Raw genomic sequence first — 26979 nt, forward strand, 5'->3', positions numbered from 1 at the left:
CAGGAGTGATTATGAAACTTTTTCGTATCCTTGATCCGTTTACGCTGACCCTGATTAGTGTCGTCTTGCTGGCCTCGTTCTTCCCGGCGCGGGGCAGTTTCGTTCCGGTTATTGAAGGACTGACCACGGCAGCCATTGCCCTGCTGTTCTTTATGCATGGCGCCAAACTCTCCCGGGAAGCCATTATTGCAGGCGGTAGCCACTGGCGACTGCACCTGTGGGTAATGTGCAGCACCTTTATCCTCTTCCCGGTTTTGGGCGTGCTGTTCGCCTGGTGGGCGCCGGTGAATGTCGATCCGGCGCTGTATACCGGTTTCCTTTATCTGTGCATTTTACCGGCCACCGTGCAGTCTGCTATTGCCTTTACCTCGCTGGCGGGCGGTAACGTCGCGGCGGCGGTCTGTTCTGCTTCTGCTTCCAGCCTGCTGGGGATCTTTGTTTCACCGCTGCTGGTCGGTCTGCTGATGAACATGCACGGGGCGGAAGGCAATCTGGAGCAGGTGGGTAAAATTTGTCTGCAACTGCTGCTGCCGTTTGTGCTCGGACACTTATCCCGTCCCTGGATTGGGGCGTTTGTGGCGAAACATAAAAAATGGATCGGGAAAACGGACCAAAGCTCAATTCTGCTGGTGGTTTACACGGCCTTCAGCGAAGCCGTGGTGAACGGTATCTGGCACAGGGTGGGCGCTGGATCGCTGCTGTTTATTGTGGTGGTAAGCATCGTTCTTCTGGCCATTGTCATCGCGGTTAACGTCTTTGTGGCCCGCAAATGCGGCTTCAACAAGGCCGATGAAATCACCATTGTATTTTGCGGATCGAAAAAGAGCCTGGCCAACGGGATCCCGATGGCCAATATTCTGTTCCCGACGTCCGTCATTGGGATGATGGTGTTGCCGCTGATGATTTTCCATCAGATCCAGCTGATGGTGTGTGCGGTACTGGCGCGGCGTTACAAGGCGCAGACTGAAAAGCTGGCGCAGGAAGAGACCCGCGCCGCGAAAGTTTAAGGACGTTTCAGGGGCTGAACCAGCTGGGTCAGCCCCTCCGTTTTGATCAGTAACGTGATAGCCATCAGCTCGCCCAGACGCCCGGCGGGGAACTCATCCTTACGGGCAAACCACAGCAGATACTCTTCCGGTAGATCAATCAGCCTGCGACCCTTATATTTACCGAACGGCATCTCCGTATTGGCGATCTCAACGAGCTGCTCTTTTTCCACGTCACTCTCCTAACAGGCGCATCATTTCCGCTTCGTCGATTACCTCGATGCCAAGCTCCTGCGCTTTTGCCAGCTTCGAACCGGCCGCTTCCCCGGCAATCACCAGGTCGGTTTTCTTCGATACGCTGCCCGCCACTTTTGCCCCCAACGCCACCAGGCGCGCTTTCGCGTCATCGCGCGAGAGCTGGCTCAGGCTGCCGGTCAGCACCACCGTTTTACCGGCAAACGGGCTGTCGATCTCTTCGGCATTAACCACTACCGGTGCAGGCCAGTGAATGCCCTGTTCCAGTAATTTACCGATCACTTCACGGTTGCTCTCTTCGGCGAAGAAGTTGAAAACGTGGGTAGCGACCACAATGCCGACATCAGGGACTTTCTGTAGCTCGTCGATGGTGGCTTTCTCCAGCGCGTCCAGCGTGCCGAAATACGCCGCCAGCCCTGCCGCCGTCGCCTCTCCGACTTCACGAATGCCAAGCGCGTAAAGGAAACGGGCAAAGGTGGTGTTTTTGGCCGCCTCGAGCGCGTTAACGATGTTCTGGGCAGATTTCGGCCCCATACGATCAAGACCGGTCAGCTTACCTGCCGTCAGGGTAAAGAGGTCCGCTGGCGTATGGACGTACTCTTTCTCAACTAACTGGTCGATAATCTTGTCACCCATTCCGTCGACGTCCATCGCCCGGCGGGAGACAAAGTGCTTCAGGGACTCTTTACGCTGCGCGCCGCAGATTAACCCGCCCGTACAGCGCGTTACCGCTTCACCTTCCACGCGCTCAACGTCCGAACCACATACCGGACAGTGGGCTGGAAACTCGATGGCACGGGTATCGGCAGGACGTTCAGACTCAACAACGTTAACCACCTGTGGGATCACGTCGCCCGCGCGGCGAATCACCACTTTGTCACCAATGCGCAGGCCCAGGCGGGCAATTTCATCGGCGTTATGCAGCGTGGCGTTACTTACCAGCACGCCAGCCACCTGCACAGGCTCCAGACGCGCCACAGGCGTAATCGCCCCCGTACGCCCTACCTGAAACTCCACGTCGCGAACGAAGGTCATCTGCTCCTGCGCCGGGAACTTAAAGGCTACCGCCCAGCGCGGCGCACGGGCCACAAATCCTAACTGTTCCTGCAACGCCAGCGAGTTAACCTTGATCACCACGCCATCAATATCAAACCCGAGCGTGGGACGATCCTCTTCAACCTTGTGATAGAACGCCAGCACCGCCTCCGGAGAGTCGCAGAGCTGCACGCGGTTGCTAACCGGTAACCCCCACTCTTTGAACTGCATTAAACGACCCAGGTGAGTATCTGGCAGGTCACCGCCTTCCAGGATCCCGACGCCGTAGCAGAAGAAAGTAAGCGGTCGCTTCGCGGTGATTCGTGGATCGAGCTGACGCAGCGAACCTGCCGCCGCGTTACGCGGGTTTGCAAACACTTTCCCACCGGTACGACGCGCTTCTTCGTTGATCTTCTCGAAGCCCGCCTGCGGAAGGAACACTTCCCCGCGCACTTCCAGCCGGGCGGGAATGTTATCGCCACGCAGTTTCAGCGGGATCGCACGAATAGTGCGCACATTAGTGGTGATGTCTTCCCCGGTAGTGCCGTCGCCGCGCGTTGCGGCACGCACCATCACGCCGTTCTCATAAAGAATGCTAACGGCCAGACCATCCAGCTTTAGCTCGCAGCACCAGCTCAGATTGTCGATGCTCTTCAGGCGATCCTGCACACGCTTGTTGAAAGCCAGAAAACTCTCTTCATCAAACACGTTATCCAGCGACAGCATCGGCACTTCATGGCGCACCTGGCTGAAAGCGCCCAGCGGTTCCGCGCCGACGCGCTGCGTTGGGGAATCGGGCGTAATCAGTTCGGGGTGCTGCGCTTCCAGCTCGCGCAGTTCACGCATCAGGCGGTCATATTCCGCATCCGGCACTTCCGGTGCGTCCATAACATGATAGAGATATTCATGATGGCGAAGCGTGGTTCGCAGTTCAGTAAGTTGTTGTTCGATTGAGTCCATATCGCACCATCAATGAGAAAAACCCCCGACAGGCGGGGGTTGAGGAGGAGGTGAAGTTAACGCGACGATTACGCGTTCGCTTCCTTAACTTCGCGGATGCGGTCCTGATACTCGCGCAGTTTCTGCGGCGTCATCATTCGACGCTGATCGTCGAGCACCACACCGCCCACTTCGTCGGCGATGTGCTGAGCGGACTGTAGCATCAGCTTAAAGTTTTGCAGCTCGTCACCGTAGGACGGCACCTGCATAAAGATCGTAACCCCCGGCGTGACGAAATCACCGGTCATTTCCGGGTCAAACGTGCCTGGATTGACCATATTGGCCAGGCTAAACAGCGCCGGACCGCTACCGTCAGGACTCAGGTGGCGATGGAAAATATTCATGTCGCCGAACTTGAAGCCTGCCTGTTGGATGCTGTTAAGCAGCACGTCACCGTTCAGATGGGTGCCATGATGAGCAGCCACGTTCATGATGATCACCGCTTCTTTACGCTGCGGCTTTTCAACAACCGGTTCTGGCTCTGCGACCGGCTCTGGCTTAACACGCGGAGCGGGCTGTGGCGCAGGCGGTTCAGGCTGCGGCTGCGGTTGTTGTACCGGCTGCGGCTGCTGAACAGGCTGTGGCTGATGCACTGGCTGTGCAGGCTGTTGCACAGGTTGCGGCTGTACAGGTTGCGGCTGTACAGGCTGTGGCTGTACAGGCTGTGGCGCAACGGGCTGCTGTTGCACAGGCTGCTGCGGCGGATGACGAACAGGTTCTTCCACTGGCGGCGGCGCTGGCTGGCGCGGCTGGGCAGAGGCATACGGTGGTTGATACTGGTGCTGCGGAGCGCGGGGGGCTTCATGCTCTCCATGCGCTGCGCCGGGCGCAGTATTGACCCGATGAACACGAACTTCACCCACGCCGTCGTCGTCAGGACCGTCGATGTCGTCTTCAACGTCATCGTCGTCACGACTGGACTTCATGCGCTTCAGTGGACGATCGCGAAACATAGAGGAACGCTCTTTACGGCTGGTCCAGAAACCATGTACCAGTAAAGCGATTATGGCGATCGCGCCAACAATGATTAATATCAGACGCAAATCCTGCATCATTATATTCTCTGTTGTTCTAACACCTTGCCACCACGGCAAACATTTACTCACTAAGAGTATTTGCCGTTTACGTCAAGTGCAAGTGTATGCAGAGCATTCACAGCATAAAGATGAACTAAATCGTGCTTTTTGCTGGTTTTTCGAACATTTCCGAACTGGTCATTGGCCCGTAACTGGATAATATAGGCGGGCAATTCCACTGGTTGTGTAAAAAGGAGTACAGCCTGGTATGGTTTCAACATCTTCTTCTGCCCCACGCAGCGGGGTCTGGTACTTTTCTCAGGGCTGGAAACTGGTCTCCCTGCCGGGCATTCGACGCTTCGTTATTTTGCCGTTACTGATCAACATTATTCTGATGGGCGGGGCCTTCTGGTGGCTGTTCACCAGACTGGAAAGCTGGATCCCTTCCCTGATGAGCTATGTGCCGGACTGGTTACAGTGGCTAGACTACCTGCTCTGGCCGATTGCGGTTATCTCCGTGCTGCTGGTTTTCGGCTATTTCTTTTCGACGATAGCAAACTGGATAGCCGCGCCGTTCAACGGTCTGCTGGCCGAACAGCTGGAAGCGCGCCTGACCGGTGCGACGCCACCTGACACGGGCGTACTGGGGATCGTGAAAGATCTCCCCCGCATCATGAAGCGTGAATGGCAGAAGTTCGCCTGGTACCTGCCGCGGGCGATTGTGCTGCTTATTCTTTATTTTGTACCCGGGATTGGCCAGACGGTCGCGCCCGTGCTGTGGTTCCTGTTCAGCGCCTGGATGCTCGCTATCCAGTACTGTGATTATCCGTTCGATAACCACAAAGTGCCGTTTAAAGAGATGCGCACTGCCCTGCGCACTCAGAAGGTTGCCAACATGCAGTTTGGCGCGCTGACCAGCCTGTTCACCATGATCCCTTTCCTGAATTTGTTCATCATGCCCGTTGCCGTTTGCGGCGCGACGGCGATGTGGGTGGACTGCTACCGTGCTAAGCACGCGTTATGGAAGTAATGCAAAAATGTGTAAAAGAGGGGTGGCTTATGCCGCCCCTTATTCCATACTGATCCCCATTATTTCCTTGCAGCATATAGATATGCGATTTCCTTACTTCCCCATACCTGTTCAACAGGTATGCTGGGTCGGTATCCCAATTTCATACAGTTAAGGACAGGCCATGAGTAAGATTTATGAAGACAACTCGCTGACTATCGGTCATACGCCCCTGGTTCGACTGAACCGTATCGGTAATGGACGCATTCTGGCGAAGGTCGAATCTCGTAACCCAAGCTTCAGCGTTAAATGCCGTATCGGTGCGAATATGATTTGGGATGCTGAAAAGCGTGGCGTGCTGAAACCTGGCGTTGAGCTGGTTGAACCCACCAGCGGCAATACCGGTATCGCTCTGGCCTATGTTGCGGCGGCGCGTGGCTATAAGCTGACGCTGACTATGCCTGAAACCATGAGCATTGAGCGTCGTAAGCTGCTGAAAGCGCTGGGTGCGAACCTGGTCCTGACCGAAGGCGCAAAAGGCATGAAGGGCGCGATTCAGAAGGCCGAAGAAATTGTTGCCAGCGATCCGGCAAAATATCTGCTGCTCCAGCAGTTCAGCAACCCGGCCAACCCGGAAATTCATGAGAAAACCACCGGCCCGGAAATCTGGGAAGATACCGACGGTCAGGTTGATGTGTTTATCTCCGGCGTAGGCACCGGCGGTACGCTGACCGGTGTGTCTCGCTATATTAAAGGCACGAAAGGTAAAAAAGATCTGATTACCGTTGCCGTTGAGCCAACCGACTCACCGGTTATCGCTCAGGCGCTGGCAGGCGAAGAGATCAAACCTGGCCCTCACAAAATCCAGGGTATCGGCGCTGGCTTTATTCCAGGCAACCTGGATCTGAAGCTGATCGATAAAGTGGTCGCCATTACCAATGAAGAAGCCATCTCCACGGCGCGTCGCCTGATGGATGAGGAAGGCATTCTGGCGGGTATCTCTTCCGGTGCGGCGGTTGCGGCAGCCCTCAAACTGCTGGAAGATGAAACCTTTACCAATAAGAACATTGTGGTTATCCTACCGTCTTCGGGTGAGCGTTACTTAAGCACAGCACTGTTTGCCGATCTCTTCACTGAGAAAGAACTGCAACAGTGATGCCAGCATGTTAAAAACGCGTAAAAAAGCACCTTTTCAGGTGCTTTTTTGTGGCCTGCTTCAAAGTTTTACCCCTCCTGGCATTGCTTCACCCCGTTGGGTCTGGTATTTAAACCAGCAATTATTTTGATGCGCGAAATTAATCGGTGAACGAAATAGCGCTGCTGAATCGATTTTATGATTTGGTTCAAGTCTTGCTTTCACTGCATAATGTTTAATGACGATTGAAACGTCAGCGCTAACTATACAGGCTAAAGTTAAGTCGCCAGGCTAGACTTTAGTTCCACAACACTAAACCTATAAGTTGGGGAAATACAATGTTCCAGCAAGAAGTTACCATTACCGCTCCGAACGGTCTGCACACCCGCCCTGCTGCTCAGTTTGTTAAAGAAGCGAAAGGCTTCACTTCTGAAATCACTGTGACTTCCAACGGCAAAAGCGCTAGCGCAAAAAGCCTGTTCAAGCTGCAAACTCTGGGCCTGACTCAGGGTACCGTTGTTACCATCTCCGCTGAAGGTGAAGACGAGCAGAAAGCAGTTGAGCATCTGGTTAAGCTGATGGCTGAACTCGAGTAAGTTTACCGGGTTCTTTTCAATATCAGTCACAAGTAAGGTAGGGTTATGATTTCAGGCATTTTAGCATCCCCGGGTATCGCTTTCGGCAAAGCATTGCTGCTGAAAGAAGACGAAATCGTCATTGACCGGAAAAAAATTTCTGCCGACAAGGTTGATCAGGAAGTTGAACGTTTTCTGAGCGGTCGTGCCAAGGCATCTGCGCAACTGGAAGCGATTAAAACTAAAGCTGGCGAAACTTTCGGTGAAGAAAAAGAAGCCATCTTCGAAGGGCACATTATGCTGCTCGAAGATGAGGAGCTGGAGCAGGAAATCATAGCCCTGATTAAAGATAAAGGCATGACGGCCGACGCGGCTGCGCATGAAGTTATCGAAGGTCAGGCATCTGCCCTGGAAGAGCTGGACGATGAATACCTGAAGGAACGTGCGGCTGACGTACGTGACATCGGTAAGCGCCTGCTGCGCAACATCCTGGGTCTGGCCATCATCGATCTGAGCGCGATTCAGGACGAAGTCATCCTGGTTGCCGCTGACCTGACCCCGTCTGAAACCGCACAGCTGAACCTTAACAAGGTGCTGGGTTTCATTACTGATGCAGGTGGACGTACCTCCCACACCTCAATCATGGCGCGTTCTCTGGAACTGCCAGCCATTGTGGGTACCGGTAGCGTTACCTCCCAGGTGAAAAACGACGACTATCTGATTCTGGATGCCGTAAACAATGTGGTTTACGTCAACCCAACTAACGATGTGATCGAGCAGCTGCGTTCCGTTCAGGAGCAGGTTGCTACCGAGAAAGCGGAACTCGCTAAACTGAAAGATCTGCCAGCCATCACGCTGGACGGCCATCAGGTTGAAGTGTGCGCTAACATCGGTACCGTACGTGACGTTGACGGCGCTGAGCGCAACGGCGCGGAAGGTGTAGGTCTGTATCGTACTGAATTCCTGTTCATGGATCGCGACGCTCTGCCAACGGAAGAAGAGCAGTTTGCAGCGTACAAAGCGGTTGCGGAAGCGTGCGGCTCGCAGGCTGTAATCGTCCGTACCATGGACATCGGTGGCGACAAAGAGCTGCCGTACATGAACTTCCCGAAAGAAGAGAACCCGTTCCTGGGCTGGCGTGCCGTGCGTATCGCCATGGATCGCAAAGAGATCCTGCGTGACCAGGTTCGCGCTATTCTGCGTGCCTCCGCTTTCGGTAAACTGCGCATCATGTTCCCGATGATCATCTCTGTTGAAGAAGTGCGTGCACTGAAGAAAGAGATCGAAATCTACAAACAGGAACTGCGCGACGAAGGTAAAGCATTTGACGAATCCATTGAGATCGGCGTGATGGTGGAAACACCGGCAGCCGCGACCATTGCGCGTCATTTAGCCAAAGAAGTTGATTTCTTTAGTATCGGTACCAATGATTTAACGCAGTACACCCTGGCAGTTGACCGTGGTAATGATATGATTTCACATCTCTACCAGCCAATGTCACCGTCCGTACTGAATTTGATCAAGCAAGTTATTGATGCTTCTCATGCAGAAGGTAAATGGACTGGCATGTGTGGTGAGCTTGCAGGCGACGAACGTGCTACACTTCTGTTGCTGGGTATGGGTCTGGACGAATTCTCTATGAGCGCCATTTCCATCCCGCGCATTAAGAAGATTATCCGTAACACGAACTTCGAAGATGCGAAGGTGTTAGCAGAGCAGGCTCTTGCTCAACCGACAACGGACGAGTTAATGACGCTGGTTAACAAGTTCATTGAAGAAAAAACAATCTGCTAATCCACGAGATGCGGCCCAATTTACTGCTTAGGAGAAGATCATGGGTTTGTTCGATAAACTGAAATCTCTGGTTTCTGATGACAAGAAAGACTCCGGAACTATTGAGATTGTTGCTCCGCTCTCCGGCGAGATCGTCAACATCGAAGACGTGCCGGATGTAGTGTTTGCTGAGAAAATCGTTGGTGATGGCATTGCTATCAAACCAACTGGCAACAAAATGGTTGCTCCAGTTGACGGCACCATCGGTAAAATTTTTGAAACCAACCATGCGTTCTCTATCGAATCCGATAGCGGTATCGAACTGTTCGTTCACTTCGGTATTGACACCGTTGAACTGAAAGGCGAAGGCTTCAAACGTATCGCAGAAGAAGGCCAGCGTGTTAAAGTTGGCGACCCGGTAATTGAATTCGATCTGCCGCTGCTGGAAGAAAAAGCGAAGTCTACCCTGACTCCGGTTGTTATCTCCAACATGGACGAAATCAAAGAACTGATCAAACTGTCTGGCAGCGTCACCGTGGGTGAAACCCCGGTTATCCGCATCAAGAAGTAATTCTTGCCGCACAGAAAAATGGCGCCTTCGGGCGCCATTTTTGTTTATGCCGGCAGGATAAGCTCGTCATAGCCTTTCGACTGCGTATAGATCATAACGTCAGTCACCCGATCGCCCGCCATGCGAATGGCATCGGCAACGGTTTTCCCTCCCACAATGCCGCTGACCAGCTCCGAACAGAACAGATCGCCCGTTCCTTTCAGATCCGTCTCTACGCGCGGGTGCGCGCTTACGGTAACACCTTCTTCGCTCACCAGCACAACGTGGATATTCTGCGGATCGTCAGACACTGGCGCACTGGTGATCGCTACCCATTTCAGCGAGTCGGACAGCAGCCCCTGCGCGGCGGCAATGGCGCTCTCCGGCGTACGGCACGGTTTGCCGCTCAGCACTTCCAGTTCATACACGTTGGGCGTAATGCCCTGGGCCAGCGGGAGCAGATGCTCACGGTAGGCTTCAGGAATATCCGGCTTCACGTACATCCCGCTATCGATATCCCCAATTACCGGGTCGACCAGCACCAGCAGATCGGGATGTTGCACTTTGATTGCCTTCAGCCACTGCGCCAGCAGCGCGATCTGGCTGGCGCTGCCCATATAGCCGGTGGTGACCGCTTTAAGCTCGCGCAGGATCTCGCGCTCTTCCAGCGCCTTAAGGTAGCCGCTGAACCACTCGTCCGGGATCACCCCGCCGTAGAAGGTGTCGTAGTGCGGCGTATTGCTGAACAGCACCGTTGGCACGGCGGTAACGTTCAGCCGGTGGGTGCGAATATTCGGCACCGCGATGCTGTTTCCCACGCTGCCGTACACCACCTGCGACTGAACGGCGACAATATCGGTTTGCTGCGCCCGGGTGTTATCCCGGAATAAAATCATCTCCATGACGCTTAAATCCCCGCCCCCTGCGAATAACTCTCTTCACCAAAGACGCCGGTAGACAGATAACGGTCGCCGCGATCGCAAATAATCGCTACGACCACCGCCCCCGGCGTGGACTCAGCCACCCGGATCGCACCCGCTACGGCACCGCCAGAGCTGACGCCGCAGAAGATACCTTCACGCACGGCCAGCTCACGCATGGTATTTTCCGCCTCGCGCTGATGAATATCCAGCACCTGGTCCACAAGCTGCGCATTAAAGATGCCCGGCATATACTCCGCCGGCCAGCGGCGGATGCCCGGAATGCTGCTCCCCTCTTCCGGTTGCAGGCCGACAATCGTCACCGGCTTCTCCTGTTCGCGCAGAAAGCGTGACACACCGGTGATCGTGCCCGTGGTCCCCATGCTGGAGACAAAGTGGGTGATGCGCCCGTCGGTTTGCTGCCAGATTTCCGGGCCGGTGGTGGTGTAGTGCGCGTACGGGTTGTCCGGGTTGTTGAACTGGTCGAGAAGCTTGCCTTCCCCGCGCTCCGCCATCGCTAACGCTAAATCTCGCGCCCCTTCCATCCCCTGCTCTTTGCTCACCAGAATCAGCTCGGCTCCATAGGCGCGCATGGCGGCCCGGCGCTCCTGGCTCATGTTATCCGGCATCAGCAACTTCATGCGGTAGCCTTTCAGGGCGGCAATCATTGCCAGCGCGATACCGGTGTTACCGCTGGTGGCTTCGATCAGCACGTCGCCGGGCTTAATTTCACCGCGCTTTTCGGCCTGGACAATCATCGACAGCGCCGCCCGGTCTTTTACCGACCCCGCCGGGTTATTGCCTTCGAGTTTGACCCAGATTTCGCTGCCGTTATCAGGCCCCATGCGCTGAAGTTTGACCAGAGGGGTGTTGCCGATGGTGTGTTCGAGTGTATTCACGATTTTTACTCAATAAAAAAGCCGGGTGGCGCTTAGCTTACCCGGCCTACAAGACGCAGTGATAACTGTAGGCCCGGTCAGCGCAGCGCCACCGGGCGATAAACATACTAATAACCTATCAGGCTGACTCCGCCAGAGCAATATCCTCGCGCGTTTCAATGCGCTCGTTACCGTGATAAATGCGCGCGTGTTGCAGCCCGACAAACAGGCGCTCCCCCCGGTGCGGCGGCACGTCGTCACGCATAACCACGGTCAGCGGCTCGGTGTACCAGCCCAGGGGCTGTACCACCAATTGGGTGTAGTGCCCTTTAGGGCTAGCTTCCAGCACCTGCACCGGAAGCGGTGAATCCAGGCTGGTACGGCGGCTGACGTCCACTTCCCACGGACGCAGGAACAGATCCACTGGCCCCTGATGCGCGGAGGTATACCCCAGCGGCCAGCGGTGCGCGCCAACGTGGAACTGACCGCCGCGAATGGTACCCTGAAGGCGGTTTACTTCCCCCATAAACTCCAGCACAAAGCGGGTCGCCGGTTCACGCCAGAGCTGCTCTGGCTCGTCAACCTGCTCAATGTTGCCCTGACTCATTACCACCACGCGATCGGCCACTTCCATCGCCTCTTCCTGATCGTGGGTCACGAAAACGCTGGTGAACTGGAGTTCCTCATGCAGCTGACGCAGCCAGCGGCGCAGCTCTTTTCGCACCTGTGCATCCAGCGCGCCAAACGGTTCGTCCAGCAGCAGGATTTGCGGTTCAACGGCTAACGCACGCGCCAGCGCCACGCGCTGCTTCTGCCCGCCGGAAAGTTGAGCCGGGAAGCGGTCCGCCAGATGCGCAAGCTGCACCATCTCCAGCAGTTTGGTCACTTTCGCTTTGATGGCGGCGGCATCTGGACGTTCACGACGCGGCAGCACGGTCAGGCCAAACGCGATGTTGTCGAATACCGTCATGTGGCGGAACAGCGCATAATGCTGAAATACAAAGCCCACTTTACGGTCGCGGGCGTGCAGGCGGCTAACGTCCGTACCGTGGAAGCGAATATGTCCGCTGGTCTGGTGTTCAAGCCCGGCGATAATACGCAGCAGCGTGGTTTTACCGGAGCCAGACGGCCCCAGCAGCGCCACCATTTGTCCGGAAGGGATATCCAGCGAGATATCATTCAGCACCTGGGTGCGACCAAAAGACTTCTTAATATTGGCAATCTCAATGCTCATGATTTCCCTCCTGATGCTGACGTTTTTCCTGATTCTCTAAACGCCACTGCACCACACTCTTCAAAAACAGGGTCAAAATCGCCATCAGCGTCAGCAACGCTGCGGCAGTAAAGGAACCGACGGTGTTGTAGTCCTGTTCCAGTAATTCAATCTGTAACGGCAGCGACAGGGTTTCGCCGCGAATCGAGCCGGATACCACCGACACCGCGCCAAACTCACCGATCGCACGGGCGTTGGTCAGCACCACGCCGTAAAGCAGTGCCCAGCGGATATTCGGCAGCGTGACGCGGCGGAACATCTGCCAGCCGGAAGCGCCGAGCAGCACCGCGGCTTCATCTTCATGGCTGCCCTGGCTGAGCATCACCGGCACCAGCTCGCGCACCACGAACGGACAGGTGACAAAGACGGTCACCAGCACCATCCCCGGCCAGGCGAACATGATTTGCAGGTCGTGCTCATCCAGCCAGCCGCCCAGCGGGCCATTGGAGCCGTAGAAGAGCAGATAAACCAGGCCCGCCACCACCGGAGACACCGCAAACGGGATATCCAGCAGGGTCAGCAGCAGCTGACGCCCCGGGAAGTTAAAGCGCGTTACCAGCCAGGCCAGCAATACGCCAAACACCAGATTCACCGGGACGGTGATCAGGGCAATCATCACCGTCAGCCAGATGGCGTGGAGCATGTCCGGATCGGCCAGGTTTTGCAGCGCGGGCATAATCCCTTTACTGAAGGCCTGCACGAAGATGTACACCATCGGCACGACGAGAATGAATGCGGAGACCAGCACGCCGGTACCAATCAGAAACCATTTGCCCCAGTTGATGCGGGGCGCGTCATAGCGCTTCAATTGCGTAACTTCCGCCATCAGTGACCTACCACACGTCGACCAAAGCGACTTTGCAGAGTGTTAATCGAAAACAGTAGCAGCAGCGACGCGGCAAGGATCACCGAGGCAATCGCGCTCGCGGCCGGATAATCAAACTCCTGCAAACGGACAAAAATCATCAGCGAGGTCACTTCGGTTTTCCACGCGATGTTCCCGGCGATAAAAATGACCGCGCCAAATTCACCGAGGCTGCGGGTAAAGGAGAGCGCCACCCCCGCCAGCAAGGCCGGAGAAAGTTCCGGCAGCACAACCTTACGGAAACTCTGCCAGCGCGTGGCGCCCAGGGTCTCCGCAGCCTCTTCGTATTCGGGGCCTAACTCTTCCAGCACCGGCTGCACGGTACGTACCACAAACGGGATGCTGGTGAAGGCCATCGCCACCGCGATACCGATCCAGGTATAGGTCACTTTAATATCAAACTTCGCCAGCCATTCGCCGTAAAAGCCGTTCACGGAGAACAGCGACGCCAGCGTCAGACCGGCCACCGCCGTCGGCAGGGCAAACGGCAGATCCATCAGGGCGTCGAGCAGCGTGCGGCCAGGGAAGCGATAGCGGGTTAAGATCCATGCCATCAGCAGGCCAAACACGCCGTTAAAAATCGAGGCCACGAATGCAGACAGCAGCGTGACCTTGTAGGCCGCCACCACCTGCGGATTGGTGACCACTTCCCAGTACTGGGACCAGCTCATCTCAGCGAGCTGCATCACCAGAGCGCTGAGCGGTAACAATAAAATCAGACAGACGAACAGCAGGCTGGTCCCGAGGCTTAAGGTAAAACCCGGCAGCACACGTCTTGTTGATCCTGCAAACATTACTTACGCCCCGCCGCCAGCAATTTGTCTAACTCACCGCCGCTGGCAAAATGCGTTTTCATCACCTCAGGCCAGGCGCCGAAATGATCTTCCACGCGGAACAGCTCGGTCTGCGGGAATTTGTCTTTCAGCTTGTTCATCACGTCCGGATTATTAACGCGGTAGTAATAGTCAGTAATCACCGTCTGCGCCTGCGGGCTGTACAGATAGTTGAGATAGGCTTTTGCCGCTTTCTCTGTGCCGTTGGCTTTGACGTTTTTATCCACCCACGCCACCGGGAATTCGGCCAGAATGTTGGTTTTCGGGATAACCACTTCGAAGCCCTGCGCTTCGTACTGTTTACGAATATTGTTCACTTCGGATTCAAAGCTGATCAGCACGTCGCCCAGCCCGCGCTCGGCGAAAGTGGTGGTTGCGCCCCGGCCGCCGGTGTCAAACACTTCGACGTTTTTCAGGAACTGGGTCATAAACTGTTCGGTTTTCGCTTTATCGTTACCGTCAGCTTTGTCCGCCGCGCCCCACGCCGCCAGATAGGTATAACGCGCGTTGCCGGAGGTTTTCGGATTCGGGAAAATCAGCTTGACGTCAGAACGCACCAGGTCGTTCCAGTCGTGAATGTTTTTCGGGTTGCCCTTGCGCACCAGGAAGCCCATGGTGGAATAGAACGGCGAACTGTTGTTCGGCAGGCGGCTTTGCCAGTCCGCCGGGATCAGCTTGCCTTTGTCGTGCAGGATCTGCACGTCCGTGACCTGGTTGTAGGTCACCACATCCGCTTTCAGCCCCTGCAAAATGGCCAGCGCCTGCTTGGATGAACCAGCGTGCGACTGTTTGATGGTCAGCTTGTCGCCGTTGTTCTCTTTCGCCCACTGCTGTTCAAATGCGGGATTAAGGGCGGCAAACAGCTCGCGTGAAACATCATAAGAACTGTTCAGCAACTCGGTTGCCTGCGCCTGCGCCACCAGCAGTAAACCTGCCAGTGCCAGCGATCCTTTTTTCAGTACAGTAACGGCCATTGCGCACCCTTATAAATGTGATGACTATCTTATAGTCATAATATTTATAACGGAGTCTAAAGGAGTAACGGTTTTATATACCGTTTGGTGATTTAGAAGCAGAAAAGGGAATAAGGGGTGCGGGAGAAATTGCCGGGTGGCGCTAACGCTTACCCGGCCTACGAATGGAGAGCGATTTACAGCGCCAGCAGGCGCTCAACGGACGGCGCAAAGTAGTAGCCGCCGGTCACCGGACGGGTGAAGCGCAGCATGGCGTCACGCTTGCCGTCGGTATCGCCAAACATGCTCAGCAGCTGCTGTTCGATGTTGTAGAGGCGCGCACAGTAAGCGCAGAAGTACAGGCCGTGCGTACCGCTCGCGGTGCCGTACGGCAAGCTCTGGCGAATAATCTTCAGCCCCTTACCGTCTTCTTTAAGGTCAACGCGGGTCAGGTGGGACGTGACCGGACGCGCATCGCCGTCAATCTCTTCATTGGCGTCTTTGGTGCGGCCAATCATCATCTCCTGGTCATGCACGCTCATGCGGTTAAGCTGCCTGAGGTTATGCTCCCAGCGCTGGACGAACACGTAGCTGCCGCCTGCGTCCACGCCATCCTTGATTACAGCCACCTCGCGACGCGTCTCTTCCCCGGCCGGGTTTTCGGTGCCGTCGACGAAGCCGCTCAAATCGCGCTCTTCCACCCAGCGGAAACCGTGGATCTCTTCCTGCACGTCGATGCTGTCACCAAAGGCCTCAATCGCTGCCTGAGCGACGGAGAAATTCACGTCATGGCGCAGGGAGAGGATATGGATCAGGACGTCATACTGGGTGGCGGGCGCAAGACCTTTGCCATAAGGAATAAAGTCTTTCAGCTCTTCTGCGCCTTCGCCGCCGCTCAGCTGACGCCAGACGGTGTTGCCAAAGGCAACCACCGCGCCCAGATGGGCTTCGGGGAATTTGGCCTGAAAGGTGGCCAGTTTATCAACGAAAATTTTGCTGGCCGCGCGCAGGGCATCCACGTCCCCTTTGACGTTGGCTTCAATCCAAATCGCCGCGCGGCAATGTTCTGGCAAAATGCCACTCTGAACCTGAGACATCGCTCCTCCTGAAAAAAAGATGCCACGACAGCGTGGCATTGATGGCGGCTATTATACCTGGATTTCAGCGAGGCGGCTTGCTCAGGCGCAAATTACTGCTTCCAGATAATTTTGCTCACTTTCCACTTTTTCAGGGTGTCGTCAGAGGGCATTAACCCTTCCGGACCGTTCCAGGTGCCGCTGAATACATAGCTAATGTGCTGGCTGCCGTCGGCCTTACACTCGACCGCCACGCTATCATCCGACGGCACGCTGGCGCAGTGGCCAAACGCTTTCTGGTAGAGCTCGCCAAACGGCGTACCTACCTTCACGCCACCTGAGGTCGGGATCTCTTCATCCATCACCGCAATGCGGTTGACCGTACCTTTATCGCCGTTGATGACCATCGCCACCTTGTCGTCTTTCAACGCTTCGAAATAGCGCACGATGTTGCCGTTCTCGGTTTTCATGCCGCTGCGCAGGCGATAATCACTGCCGATGGCCTCCTGAATGGCATCCTGATCCAGCGCCGTCGAGGCGGTGATTTTGCCCACGCCCTGCTCGGTCACTTCCGTTGAGGAGCCAAACCAGTTCCACGGATAGGCCGCAGACCAGTTGATGGATGAGAGCGTGGAACAGCCGGTTAACGCCAGCGGGAGAGCGCATAAAAGTAAACGCAGCGATTTCATTGAGACGTCCTTACGTAATAAATCAACGCTTGTTGGAGTGCAGTATCGGCAAAAAGTGCCGTTTTAATCTGACTCTTGCGTAAAACAGGCGCGTAAACGGGGGTTCGTGACCAGCCACAGCAGCGCGACAATATCCGCCACCACCAGCGCAATCCCGATACCGGAAAGCGGCTCGCCGTACAGCCAGAGCACGGGCTGCCAGATCAGGAGCACAACCTGCGCCAGAATCAACAGCCAGCGAAGCGCGCGCCAGAAGCGCGGGAGGAACTGCCGCCGACCGCTGCACAGGAACGCCAGCACCGCCGGTACACCGGGCAGTAACCCCAGCCAGAACGCATCGTGATCGGGATAAAAGAGATTCAGTAGCGTATCGCCCTGCCCGCGTGACGCGCCAGCCATCACGAACAGCACCCAGGTGCGGGCCTGCAACAGCAGAACGCACCAGAATAAAAAAGGCAGACGCAGACGACCGTGAACATCATAGTCGCCAGGGTGGAACTCAGTACTCTTCATCTTCGATCAGGCGCTTACCCAGCGTCAGTACATCCGCGTGCTCGTAGCCCAGACGTTCATACATGCCCAGCACCACGTCGTTATCTTCCCGCACCATAATCTGGATTTTCGGGCAGCCACGGGCGATCAGTTTCTTTTCCAGACGGTTAAGCAGCGCGTTGGCGATGCCGCGCGCGCGATATTCCGGGTGCACGCCCAGATAGTAGGCCGACCCGCGGTGGCCGTCGTACCCGCCCATTACCGTCCCGACCACCTCGCCGTTGACCTCAGCGACCAGAAACAGACTGACGTCGTGATTCACCTTCCGTTCGATGTCCATTTCCGGATCGTTCCACGGACGCAGCAGATCGCAGCGCTCCCAAAGGGTGATCACCTCTTCGAAATCTTCCTGGCGAAAAACGCGTATCTCCATGGTATTAACCGCCTTTTCGGGTTTAAAAACAGTGATTATGGCGTGAACAGGGCATTTAGCCAATAACCGGGGAAAAACTCGCCAAAATTTGGCATAATGTCACTTTGTCACGTATTGAAATGAAAAGTAAAACAATTCTCAATAAGGAATGTCGTCACGCAAAACGCGATACGATATAACACCAGGACCCCAATTTTTACAATTCAGGCCGCATGAGCACATTCAAACCATTAAAAGCACTCACATCGCGTCGTCAGGTTCTCAAAGCGGGGCTGGCGGCCTTAACGTTAACAGGCATCGCAAAGCAGGCTCAGGCAAAAGAAGAGAGCTCGCTTAAAACCAGTAACGGACACAGCAAGCCGAAAACCAAAAAAGCCGGGGCAAAGCGTCTGGTCATGCTCGATCCGGGCCACGGCGGGATCGACACCGGCGCCATTGGCCGAAACGGGTCGAAAGAAAAACACGTCGTGCTGGCAATTGCAAAAAATGTGCGCGCAATTTTACGCAGCAACGGCATTGACGCCCGCCTGACGCGCACGGGCGACACGTTTATCCCGCTGTACGATCGCGTGGAAATTGCCCATAAGCACGGCGCCGACCTGTTTATGTCCATTCACGCGGATGGCTTCACAAACCCTTCCGCCGCAGGCGCATCGGTGTTCGCCCTCTCCAACCGTGGCGCCAGTAGCGCCATGGCGAAATACCTCTCCGATCGCGAAAACCGGGCGGATGAAGTGGCCGGGAAAAAAGCCACCGACAAAGACCATCTGTTGCAGCAGGTTCTGTTTGATCTCGTGCAGACCGATACCATCAAAAACAGCCTGACGCTCGGCTCGCATATCCTTAAACGGATTAAGCCCGTGCACCGTCTGCACAGTAAAAGCACCGAGCAGGCCGCGTTTGTGGTGCTGAAGTCCCCGTCCATTCCGTCCGTGCTGGTGGAAACCTCGTTCATTACCAACCCGGAAGAGGAGCGTTTACTCGGCACCACGGCGTTTCGTCAGAAGATCGCGAACGCTATCGCCTCCGGGGTCATCAGTTATTTCAACTGGTTCGATAATCAAAAAGCGCACTCCAGGAAACGTTGATGAAACCGAATGCACAGCTGGTCAAAACTTTCCTGATGCAGTTACAGGACGCGATTTGCCAGAAACTGGCCGCCGCAGACGGCGGTGAATTCCAGGAAGATGCCTGGCAGCGCGAAGCGGGCGGCGGCGGGCGCAGCCGCGTGCTGCGTAACGGTGGCATTTTTGAACAGGCCGGGGTCAACTTCTCCCACGTCCACGGTGATGCAATGCCGGCGTCCGCCACGGCGCATCGGCCTGAACTGGCGGGCCGCAGCTTCGAGGCGATGGGCGTCTCGCTGGTGGTGCATCCGCATAACCCGTTTGTGCCAACCAGCCACGCCAACGTGCGCTTTTTCATCGCGGAAAAACCGGGGGCCGATCCGGTCTGGTGGTTTGGCGGCGGTTTCGACTTAACGCCTTACTATGGCTTCGAAGAGGACGCCGTGCACTGGCACACCACCGCGCGCGACCTCTGCCTGCCGTTTGGCGAAGACGTTTACCCGAAATACAAAAAGTGGTGCGATGATTATTTCTATCTGAAGCATCGCGACGAGCAACGCGGCATCGGCGGGCTGTTCTTTGACGATCTCAACACGCCGGATTTTGATACCGCGTTCAGCTTTATGCGCGCAGTGGGTGAAGGCTTTACCGATGCCTATCTGCCGATTGTCGAACGCCGCAAAAACACCGACTACGGCGTTCGCGAGCGTGAGTTCCAGCTGTACCGCCGCGGGCGTTACGTGGAGTTTAACCTGGTATGGGATCGCGGGACGCTGTTTGGCCTGCAAACCGGTGGGCGCACGGAGTCCATTCTGATGTCGATGCCGCCGCTGGTGCGCTGGGAATACAGCTTTGAACCCAAAGAAGGCAGCCCGGAGGCTGCCTTGCGTGATTTTATTCGGGTTCGGGACTGGGTGTAACCCCCTCACCCCTGCCCTCTCCCAAAGGGAGAGGGTTAGGGTGAGGGTAAAAATTACAGCGGCTGCGTCTGTGCCTCAACCACCGCTAGCGCCACCATGTTGACGATACGACGCACGGAGGCAATCGGCGTTAATACATGTACCGGTTTTGACACCCCCATCAGCACTGGCCCTACGGTCACCCCTTCAGAACTCGACACGCGCAGCAGGTTATAGCTGATACGCGCCGCTTCTACGTTCGGCATAATCAGCACGTTCGCGGAGCCTTTCAGCGGGCTGTCCGGCATACGTTCATTACGAATGCTCTCCACCAGCGCGGCGTCGCCGTGCATCTCGCCGTCGATCATCAGTTCCGGCGCACGCTCGCGCACCAGGTCCAGCGTCTGGCGCATTTTGCACGCCGCCGCGGATTTGGATGACCCGAAGTTAGAATGCGACAGCAGCGCCACTTTCGGCTCGATACCAAAGCGGCGCACGGTTTCCGCCGCCATCACGGTTATTTCCGCCAGTTCGTCCGGGGAAGGATCGTCGTTGACGTAGGTATCGGCGATAAAGGTGTTACCGCTTGGCAGCAGCAGCGCGTTCATTGCGCCGGCAGTATGGACACCCTCGCGATAGCCGAAGATCTCCTGCACCACGCTGAAATGCTCATGGTACTCGCCGATGGTGCCGCAGATCAGCGCATCCGCCTCACCGCGGTGAACCATGATCGCGCCGATCACCGTGGTGTTGCTGATCACCGCCCGCTGCGCCTGCTCCTGGGTGATCCCCCGACGCTTCATGATCGAATAGTATTCGTTCCAGTACTCTTTGAAGCGCGGATCGGATTCGTTATTGACGATCTCAAAGTCGACGCCCGGCTTAATTTGCAGGCCCAGCTTCTGAATACGCATCTCGATCACGCTCGGACGACCAATCAGGATCGGTTTCGCCAGCCCTAAGGTGATCAGCTCCTGAGTGGCATGCAGCACGCGCGCCTCTTCCCCTTCCGCCAGCACCACGCGCTTCGCGTCAGCGCGCGCCTGGGAGAAGATCGGCTTCATAAACAGGTTGGTTTTGTAGACGAACTCGGTGAGTTTATCGACGTAGGCATCGAAATCTTCAATCGGCCGCGTCGCCACGCCAGAGTCCATCGCCGCTTTGGCCACCGCTGGCGCGATCTTCACGATCAGACGCGGGTCAAATGGTTTAGGGATAATGTAGTCCGGGCCGAAGCTCAGATCCTGATCGCCGTAGGCGGAGGCCACCACTTCGCTCTGCTCGGCGTGCGCCAGCTCTGCGATAGCATGAACGGCGGCGAGCTTCATCTCTTCGTTGATTGCCGTAGCGCCGACGTCCAGCGCACCGCGGAAGATGAACGGGAAGCAGAGCACGTTGTTCACCTGGTTCGGGTAGTCCGAACGTCCGGTACAGATGATCGCGTCTTCACGCACTGCCTTCGCCAGCGGCGGCAGAATTTCCGGCTCCGGGTTCGCCAGGGCCAGGATCATTGGCGCACGCGCCATCTTCTGCACCATCTCCTGGGTCAGTACTTTCGGGCCTGAACAGCCGAGGAAAATGTCGGCACCTTCAATGACGTCTTCTAGCGTGCGCTTGCCGTCGTCTTCCACCGCATAGGCCGCCTTGGTTTCCGCCATGTTTGGCTCGCGGTCTTTGTAAATCACGCCTTTGGAGTCGCAGACCACGATGTTGTGTTTCTGCATGCCCAGCGCCACCAGCAGGTTCATACAGGCGATGGCCGCGGCGCCAGCGCCGGAGACCACCATGCGCACGTCGGAGAGGTTTTTCTCCACCACACGCAGACCGTTCAGAATGGCGGCGGTACTGATAATCGCCGTGCCGTGCTGGTCGTCATGGAACACGGGAATGTTCATACGCTCGCGCAGCTTCTGCTCGATATAGAAACATTCCGGCGCTTTGATGTCTTCCAGGTTGATGCCGCCGAAGGTCGGCTCCAGCGCCGCCACCACGTTGATGAATTTATCCGGGTCCAGTTCGTCCACTTCGATATCAAAGACGTCGATACCGGCAAATTTCTTAAACAGAACGCCCTTCCCTTCCATCACCGGCTTACCGGCCAGCGCGCCAATGTTCCCTAACCCCAGTACCGCCGTACCGTTAGAGATAACGGCCACCAGGTTGCCACGGGCGGTGTATTTGTACGCTGCCAGCGGATCTTTTTCGATTTCAAGGCACGGGGCAGCTACGCCTGGCGAGTAGGCCAGCGCCAGATCGCGCTGGGTCGCGAGCGGTTTGGTCGGGGATACCTGGATTTTACCCGGAACAGGAAACTCGTGAAAATCGAGAGCGCTTTGTTTTAACTGATCATCCATCTTGTTATTCCTTTCACGTTTCGGTCAAAAAGGGTGATGTTGACGTTCCTATGCACACCCTGGTGTGCCGCATAGTATCGCCGCAGGCAGGCTCCTAAACTTTGAAGGCTGCCAAACTCTCACCATTGCAGAATAAAAATTGTTATCAATTTATAACAGCCATGTTACCCGTCTCAGACAGCAATGCCTCCCCCGTCTGCTATGCTTTTTTGTTAAGTCCATCATGATTTTCTCAGAAGTGTGACCTGACGCACTCGACTAACTCTTTTATTTCCAAGGAGTAATTATGAACCAGCTAGACGGCATCAAACAATTTACCACCGTGGTTGCAGACAGCGGCGACATCGAATCGATTCGTCACTACCAGCCGGAAGACGCGACCACCAACCCCTCGCTGCTGCTCAAGGCGGCCGGTCTTGCGCACTTTAGTCATCTGATTGATGACGCCCTTGCCTACGGCAAACAGCGCGGGAAAACGCAGGAGCAGCAGGTCGCCGAGGCCAGTGACAAGCTGGCGGTCAATATCGGTGCGGAAATTCTTAAAAGCATACCGGGACGCGTCTCCACCGAAGTGGATGCCCGCCTCTCATTCGACCAGGAAAAGAGCATTAGCAAGGCTCGCCGCCTGGTGGAACTCTATCAGGAGCAGGGGATCGATAAATCACGCATCCTGATCAAGCTTGCCTCCACCTGGGAAGGCATCCGCGCGGCGGAAGTGCTGGAGAAAGAGGGGATCAACTGTAACCTGACGCTGCTGTTCTCCTTCGCCCAGGCGCGTGCCTGCGCCGAAGCGGGCGTGTTCCTGATTTCACCGTTTGTCGGACGTATCTACGACTGGTATCAGGCGAAACAGCCGATGGATCCGTATGTGGTGGACGAAGATCCCGGCGTGAAATCGGTGCGTAATATCTACGATTATTACAAGCAGCACCGCTACGAGACCATCGTGATGGGGGCCAGCTTCCGCCGCACCGAGCAGATCCTCGCGCTCGCGGGCTGCGACCGGCTGACCATCTCCCCTGACCTGCTGAAAAAGCTTCAGGAGAGTGAAGAGACGGTGATCCGCAAGCTGGTGCCAACCTCCACCGTTCTGCCAAAACCAAAACCCATGACCGAAGCGGAATTCCGCTGGGAGCACAATCAGGATCCAATGGCCGTGGAAAAACTGGCGGACGGCATCCGTCAGTTCGCCGTCGACCAGCGCAAACTCGAAGATCTTCTCGCCGCCAAACTTTAACCTTGCCACGGAGTGAACTATGTCCCGTAAAGAGCTCGCCAACGCCATTCGCGCCCTCAGCATGGATGCCGTACAAAAAGCCAATTCCGGCCACCCTGGCGCCCCCATGGGTATGGCTGATATCGCCGAAGTGCTGTGGAACGACTTCCTGAAGCACAACCCTACCGATCCGACCTGGTACGACCGCGACCGTTTTATTCTTTCCAACGGGCACGCCTCGATGCTGCTCTACAGCCTGCTGCACCTTTCCGGCTACGATCTGCCGCTTGAGGAATTAAAAAACTTCCGCCAGCTGCACTCCAAAACGCCGGGCCACCCGGAGATCGGCTATACGCCGGGCGTTGAAACCACTACCGGCCCGCTGGGCCAGGGGCTGGCGAATGCGGTTGGCCTGGCGATTGCCGAACGTACGCTGGCCGCGCAGTTCAACCAGCCCGACCACGAGATTGTCGATCACTATACCTATGTCTTTATGGGCGACGGCTGTCTGATGGAGGGGATCTCTCACGAGGTCTGTTCTCTGGCGGGCACCCTGGGGCTGGGCAAGCTGATTGGCTTCTACGATCACAACGGTATCTCCATTGACGGGGAAACCGAGGGCTGGTTTACCGACGATACGGCGAAACGCTTTGAAGCCTATCACTGGCACGTGGTGCACGAGATCGACGGTCACGATCCAGAGGCGGTGAAAAAAGCGATTCAGGAAGCGCAGAGCGTGAAGGACAAACCGTCCCTGATCATCTGCCGCACCACCATCGGCTTCGGCTCGCCGAACAAAGCGGGCAAAGAGGAGGCGCACGGCGCGGCGCTGGGTGAAGAGGAAGTGGCGCTGACCCGCCAGAAACTGGGCTGGAAACACCCGGCCTTTGAGATCCCAAAAGAGATCTACAAGGCCTGGGATGCTCGCGAAACAGGTGAAAAAGCGCAGCAGGCCTGGAACGAGAAGTTTGCCGCCTACAAAAAAGCGTATCCGGAGCTGGCGGCTGAGTTTACCCGCCGCATGAGCGGCGGCCTGCCGGAAGACTGGGAAGAGAAAACCCAGGCGCTGATTGAAAACCTGCAATCCAACCCGGCGAAAATTGCCACCCGTAAGGCATCACAAAACACCCTTAACGCGATTGGCCCAATCCTGCCCGAACTGCTGGGCGGCTCGGCGGATCTGGCGCCAAGTAACCTTACCATCTGGTCCGGCTCTAAATCCCTGAAGGAGGACATTGCCGGGAACTACATCCACTACGGCGTGCGCGAGTTTGGGATGACCGCCATTGCCAACGGCATCGCCCACCATGGCGGCTTCGTGCCGTACACCGCCACCTTCCTGATGTTTGTCGAATATGCCCGTAACGCGGCGCGTATGGCGGCCCTGATGAAGGCGCGGCAAATCATGGTGTACACCCACGACTCTATCGGGCTGGGTGAAGATGGGCCGACGCACCAGGCGGTAGAGCAGCTGGCGAGCCTGCGCTTAACGCCAAACTTCAGCACCTGGCGTCCTTGCGATCAGGTGGAAGCGGCAGTGGGCTGGAAGCTGGCCGTAGAGCGTCATAACGGACCCACGGCGCTGATCCTGTCGCGCCAGAACCTGGCGCAGATCGAGCGCACGCCGGAGCAGGTGAAAAATATCGCCCGCGGCGGGTACATCCTGAAAGACAGCGGCGGCAAGCCAGACGTGATCCTGATCGCCACCGGTTCCGAGGTGGAAATCACGGTAAAAGCGGCGGAGAAACTGACCGCCGAGGGTCACGCGGTGCGCGTGGTTTCACTCCCTTCAACGGATATCTTTGATGCTCAGGATGAGGCGTACCGCGAATCGGTGCTGCCTTCAAACGTCGCGGCGCGCGTGGCGGTTGAAGCTGGCATTGCCGACTACTGGTACAAATACGTGGGCCTGAAAGGGGCAATTGTCGGGATGCATGGTTACGGTGAATCCGCCCCGGCCGACAAGCTGTTCCCATATTTCGGCTTTACCGTTGAGAACGTGGTGGAGAAGGCGCTAAGCGTGCTGTAGTGCTTTTGCCGGGTGACGCTGTCGTTTACCCGGCCTGCGGTTCGAGGCTTTGTAGGCCGGGTAAGGCGTAGCCGCCACCCGGCTTTTTCACACCACTCTTACCCCTGCCGCCATCACCCACTCCGGCGTTAATAACACACTTTCTCGGGCGTCATCGGTTTCCGCGCAGAGCAACATGCATTCAGATGTTTCACCGCGCATTTTAGCCTTTGCCAGGTTACACAACACCACCACCGTTTTGCCCATCAGCTCCTCTTCCCGGTAATACGGCACCAGGCTGGTGACGGTTTGCAACGTTCTGTCTCCCACCTCTATCTGCGCAATATAGAGCTTGTCCGCATTGGCGTGACGTTTAACGTCAACAATCTTCCCCACGCGGATCTCGAGCTTTGCAAAATCATCGTATGCTACCGTTTCCACTTTTGCCTCCTTGGTAAAATTTTACTAAATACTAACATGGTAACTGGCGAGGGCAACAGGGATGTTATTTACTAAAAATTAATGCATGTCCGAACGCATCCTTTACAATAAGCTATCTCGTGGGGAATGAGGACAAACATGGCAACGCTGAAAGACATCGCGACGGAAGCTGGCGTCTCGCTGGCAACGGTATCCCGGGTTTTAAACGATGACCCGACGCTGAATGTGAAAGAAGAGACGAAACACCGCATTCTCGAGATTGCCGAGAAGCTGGAATACAAAAGCACGACCTCCCGTAAAATGCAGTCTGTCGCTGCCGGTCAGCAACATATTCTGGCGCTCTACAGCTACCAGCAGGAACTGGAGATCAACGACCCTTACTATCTTGCCATTCGCCACGGCATTGAGACGCAGTGCGAAAAACTGGGGGTCGAACTGAGTAACTGCTACGCTAATGCCACCCTGCCGGAGCTGAAAAAGCTCACCGGGGTGTTGATTGTAGGCAAACCCTCCCCTGCGCTTCGACGTGCGGCAATGTCGTTGACCGACAACGTCTGTTTTATCGACTTTCACGAGCCAGGCAGCGAGTACGATTCTGTCGATATTGACCTTTCGCGCATCAGCAAGCAGATCGTGGATTTCTTTATTGCTCAGGGAGTTAAGCGGATTGGCTTTATCGGCGGCGAATATGAGCCAGGCAAGGCTGATATTCGGGAAGCCGCCTTCGTGGAGTACGGGCTCCTGAAAGGGGTGGTATCGGAACAGGACATCTGGCGCGGCGGTTTTTCCAGTTCGTCCGGTTATGAACTGGCAAAAATCATGCTGGCACAACAGTGCTGGCCTTCCGCCTTGTTCGTGGCCTCCGATTCCATCGCCATCGGGGTGTTACGCGCCATCCACGAAAAAGGGCTGGCGATCCCGGAAGATATTTCACTGATCAGCGTGAACGACATTCCAACCGCCCGCTTTACCTTCCCGCCTCTTTCCACCGTGCGCATTCACTCTGAAATGATGGGCAGCCAGGGCGTTAATCTGCTGCTGGAAAAGGCCCGCGATGGCCGCGCACTACCGCTTCAGGTCTTTGTCCCGAGCGTACTGAAGCTGCGCGGCACCACCCGCTGATTTCCACCTGTTAACTCTCCCGCCGGGCACGCCCGGCTTTTTTAATTTCGTGATCGAGTTAAAGCAAATCGGTTTTACTGATTTTATTTAGTAAAATATTTACTAAAATCTCCAGCAATGATGTTTT

26 protein-coding genes are annotated in these 26979 nt (G+C 56.1%); 11 read left to right on the top strand and 15 right to left on the bottom strand.

Annotation, left to right across the window (positions count from 1 at the left end; all coding sequences use genetic code 11):
* Window positions 1-11: 11 nt before the first annotated feature.
* The gene (locus KTH07_RS13895) at window positions 12-1007 is read left to right on the top strand and encodes a bile acid:sodium symporter family protein (RefSeq protein WP_023304176.1); all 996 of its coding nucleotides are present in this window, start codon (window positions 12-14) and stop codon (window positions 1005-1007) included.
* Here KTH07_RS13895 and KTH07_RS13900 read toward each other — a convergent pair.
* The 3 genes from KTH07_RS13900 to zipA all read right to left on the bottom strand — a co-directional run bounded on the left by KTH07_RS13900 (window position 1004) and on the right by zipA (window position 4330).
* Window positions 1004-1219, bottom strand: coding sequence for a DUF3820 family protein (locus tag KTH07_RS13900; protein WP_003861328.1), 216 nt, complete (start codon window positions 1217-1219; stop codon window positions 1004-1006). The genes KTH07_RS13895 and KTH07_RS13900 overlap by 4 nt on opposite strands.
* Window position 1220: 1 nt before the next feature.
* Window positions 1221-3236: an NAD-dependent DNA ligase LigA gene (gene ligA / locus KTH07_RS13905; protein ID WP_017383473.1), complete on the bottom strand. Its 2016-nt coding sequence runs from the start codon at window positions 3234-3236 to the stop codon at window positions 1221-1223.
* A gap of 68 nt (window positions 3237-3304) precedes the next feature.
* On the bottom strand, window positions 3305-4330 hold the full coding sequence (gene zipA, locus KTH07_RS13910) for a cell division protein ZipA (protein WP_032619294.1): 1026 nt from the start codon (window positions 4328-4330) through the stop codon (window positions 3305-3307).
* Window positions 4331-4559: 229 nt separating this feature from the next.
* On the opposite strand from zipA, the gene cysZ reads away from it, so the two are divergent.
* The 5 genes from cysZ (at window position 4560) to crr (ending at window position 9354) form a co-directional block, all read left to right on the top strand.
* The gene (cysZ, locus tag KTH07_RS13915; protein ID WP_006811452.1) at window positions 4560-5321 is read left to right on the top strand and encodes a sulfate transporter CysZ; all 762 of its coding nucleotides are present in this window, start codon (window positions 4560-4562) and stop codon (window positions 5319-5321) included.
* Window positions 5322-5484: 163 nt separating this feature from the next.
* Window positions 5485-6456 carry a cysteine synthase A gene (gene cysK, locus KTH07_RS13920; RefSeq protein WP_006811453.1) on the top strand — a complete coding sequence of 324 codons (972 nt, stop codon included), beginning with the start codon at window positions 5485-5487 and terminating at the stop codon, window positions 6454-6456.
* A gap of 317 nt (window positions 6457-6773) precedes the next feature.
* On the top strand, window positions 6774-7031 hold the full coding sequence (ptsH, locus tag KTH07_RS13925) for a phosphocarrier protein Hpr (RefSeq protein WP_000487600.1): 258 nt from the start codon (window positions 6774-6776) through the stop codon (window positions 7029-7031).
* 45 nt (window positions 7032-7076) lie between these two features.
* A complete protein-coding gene (gene ptsI / locus KTH07_RS13930) occupies window positions 7077-8804 on the top strand; it encodes a phosphoenolpyruvate-protein phosphotransferase PtsI (RefSeq protein ID WP_006811455.1) in 1728 nt (575 codons plus the stop codon).
* 40 nt (window positions 8805-8844) lie between these two features.
* Window positions 8845-9354, top strand: a complete 510-nt coding sequence (gene crr, locus KTH07_RS13935; RefSeq protein WP_003861316.1) for a PTS glucose transporter subunit IIA — start codon at window positions 8845-8847, stop codon at window positions 9352-9354.
* 44 nt (window positions 9355-9398) lie between these two features.
* On the opposite strand, the gene pdxK is transcribed toward crr, so the two are convergent.
* From pdxK to KTH07_RS13985, 10 genes are all read right to left on the bottom strand, one after another.
* Complete coding sequence (pdxK, locus tag KTH07_RS13940; RefSeq protein ID WP_015572224.1) at window positions 9399-10235, bottom strand: pyridoxine/pyridoxal/pyridoxamine kinase; 837 nt, start codon at window positions 10233-10235, stop codon at window positions 9399-9401.
* 5 nt (window positions 10236-10240) lie between these two features.
* Window positions 10241-11152, bottom strand: coding sequence for a cysteine synthase CysM (cysM, locus tag KTH07_RS13945; protein ID WP_017383476.1), 912 nt, complete (start codon window positions 11150-11152; stop codon window positions 10241-10243).
* Window positions 11153-11270: 118 nt separating this feature from the next.
* Entirely contained in the window at window positions 11271-12365 is a 1095-nt protein-coding gene (cysA, locus tag KTH07_RS13950; protein WP_017383477.1) for a sulfate/thiosulfate ABC transporter ATP-binding protein CysA, read from the bottom strand.
* Entirely contained in the window at window positions 12355-13230 is an 876-nt protein-coding gene (gene cysW / locus KTH07_RS13955; protein ID WP_003861305.1) for a sulfate/thiosulfate ABC transporter permease CysW, read from the bottom strand. Before cysW ends, cysA begins: the two co-directional genes overlap by 11 nt.
* On the bottom strand, window positions 13230-14063 hold the full coding sequence (gene cysT, locus KTH07_RS13960; RefSeq protein ID WP_017383478.1) for a sulfate/thiosulfate ABC transporter permease CysT: 834 nt from the start codon (window positions 14061-14063) through the stop codon (window positions 13230-13232). Before cysT ends, cysW begins: the two co-directional genes overlap by 1 nt.
* Complete coding sequence (locus KTH07_RS13965; RefSeq protein WP_015572222.1) at window positions 14063-15076, bottom strand: sulfate ABC transporter substrate-binding protein; 1014 nt, start codon at window positions 15074-15076, stop codon at window positions 14063-14065. The genes cysT and KTH07_RS13965 overlap by 1 nt, the downstream gene beginning before the upstream one ends.
* Before the next feature lie 176 nt (window positions 15077-15252).
* Window positions 15253-16152, bottom strand: a complete 900-nt coding sequence (locus KTH07_RS13970) for a Dyp-type peroxidase (protein WP_015572221.1) — start codon at window positions 16150-16152, stop codon at window positions 15253-15255.
* Between the two features lie 92 nt (window positions 16153-16244).
* Window positions 16245-16820 carry an RpoE-regulated lipoprotein gene (locus KTH07_RS13975; RefSeq protein ID WP_015572220.1) on the bottom strand — a complete coding sequence of 192 codons (576 nt, stop codon included), beginning with the start codon at window positions 16818-16820 and terminating at the stop codon, window positions 16245-16247.
* Window positions 16821-16883: 63 nt separating this feature from the next.
* Window positions 16884-17333 (bottom strand): DUF2919 domain-containing protein, encoded by a 450-nt coding sequence (locus tag KTH07_RS13980; RefSeq protein WP_023304181.1) that lies wholly within the window; start codon window positions 17331-17333, stop codon window positions 16884-16886.
* Window positions 17320-17745 carry a GNAT family acetyltransferase gene (locus KTH07_RS13985; protein WP_003861292.1) on the bottom strand — a complete coding sequence of 142 codons (426 nt, stop codon included), beginning with the start codon at window positions 17743-17745 and terminating at the stop codon, window positions 17320-17322. The genes KTH07_RS13980 and KTH07_RS13985 overlap by 14 nt, the downstream gene beginning before the upstream one ends.
* A gap of 212 nt (window positions 17746-17957) precedes the next feature.
* Here KTH07_RS13985 and amiA point away from each other — a divergent pair, with 212 nt between their 5' ends.
* On the top strand, window positions 17958-18833 hold the full coding sequence (gene amiA / locus KTH07_RS13990; protein ID WP_015572219.1) for an N-acetylmuramoyl-L-alanine amidase AmiA: 876 nt from the start codon (window positions 17958-17960) through the stop codon (window positions 18831-18833).
* Window positions 18833-19732 carry an oxygen-dependent coproporphyrinogen oxidase gene (gene hemF / locus KTH07_RS13995; RefSeq protein ID WP_023295114.1) on the top strand — a complete coding sequence of 300 codons (900 nt, stop codon included), beginning with the start codon at window positions 18833-18835 and terminating at the stop codon, window positions 19730-19732. Before amiA ends, hemF begins: the two co-directional genes overlap by 1 nt.
* Before the next feature lie 53 nt (window positions 19733-19785).
* Here hemF and maeB read toward each other — a convergent pair whose 3' ends face one another.
* Entirely contained in the window at window positions 19786-22065 is a 2280-nt protein-coding gene (gene maeB / locus KTH07_RS14000; RefSeq protein WP_023295115.1) for an NADP-dependent oxaloacetate-decarboxylating malate dehydrogenase, read from the bottom strand.
* A 286-nt stretch (window positions 22066-22351) separates the two neighbouring features.
* Here maeB and tal point away from each other — a divergent pair, with 286 nt between their 5' ends.
* A complete protein-coding gene (gene tal / locus KTH07_RS14005) occupies window positions 22352-23302 on the top strand; it encodes a transaldolase (protein WP_015572217.1) in 951 nt (316 codons plus the stop codon).
* A gap of 19 nt (window positions 23303-23321) precedes the next feature.
* Window positions 23322-25310: a transketolase gene (gene tkt / locus KTH07_RS14010; protein ID WP_015572216.1), complete on the top strand. Its 1989-nt coding sequence runs from the start codon at window positions 23322-23324 to the stop codon at window positions 25308-25310.
* Window positions 25311-25397: 87 nt separating this feature from the next.
* Here tkt and KTH07_RS14015 read toward each other — a convergent pair whose 3' ends face one another.
* Window positions 25398-25730 (bottom strand): tRNA-binding protein, encoded by a 333-nt coding sequence (locus KTH07_RS14015; RefSeq protein ID WP_032619293.1) that lies wholly within the window; start codon window positions 25728-25730, stop codon window positions 25398-25400.
* A gap of 138 nt (window positions 25731-25868) precedes the next feature.
* On the opposite strand from KTH07_RS14015, the gene ebgR reads away from it, so the two are divergent.
* Window positions 25869-26852, top strand: coding sequence for a transcriptional regulator EbgR (gene ebgR / locus KTH07_RS14020; protein WP_063162038.1), 984 nt, complete (start codon window positions 25869-25871; stop codon window positions 26850-26852).
* The last annotated feature ends 127 nt before the right edge of the window (window positions 26853-26979 follow it).

The organism is Enterobacter cloacae complex sp. ECL72, assembly GCF_019056635.1.
Taxonomy (GTDB): domain Bacteria; phylum Pseudomonadota; class Gammaproteobacteria; order Enterobacterales; family Enterobacteriaceae; genus Enterobacter; species Enterobacter hormaechei_C.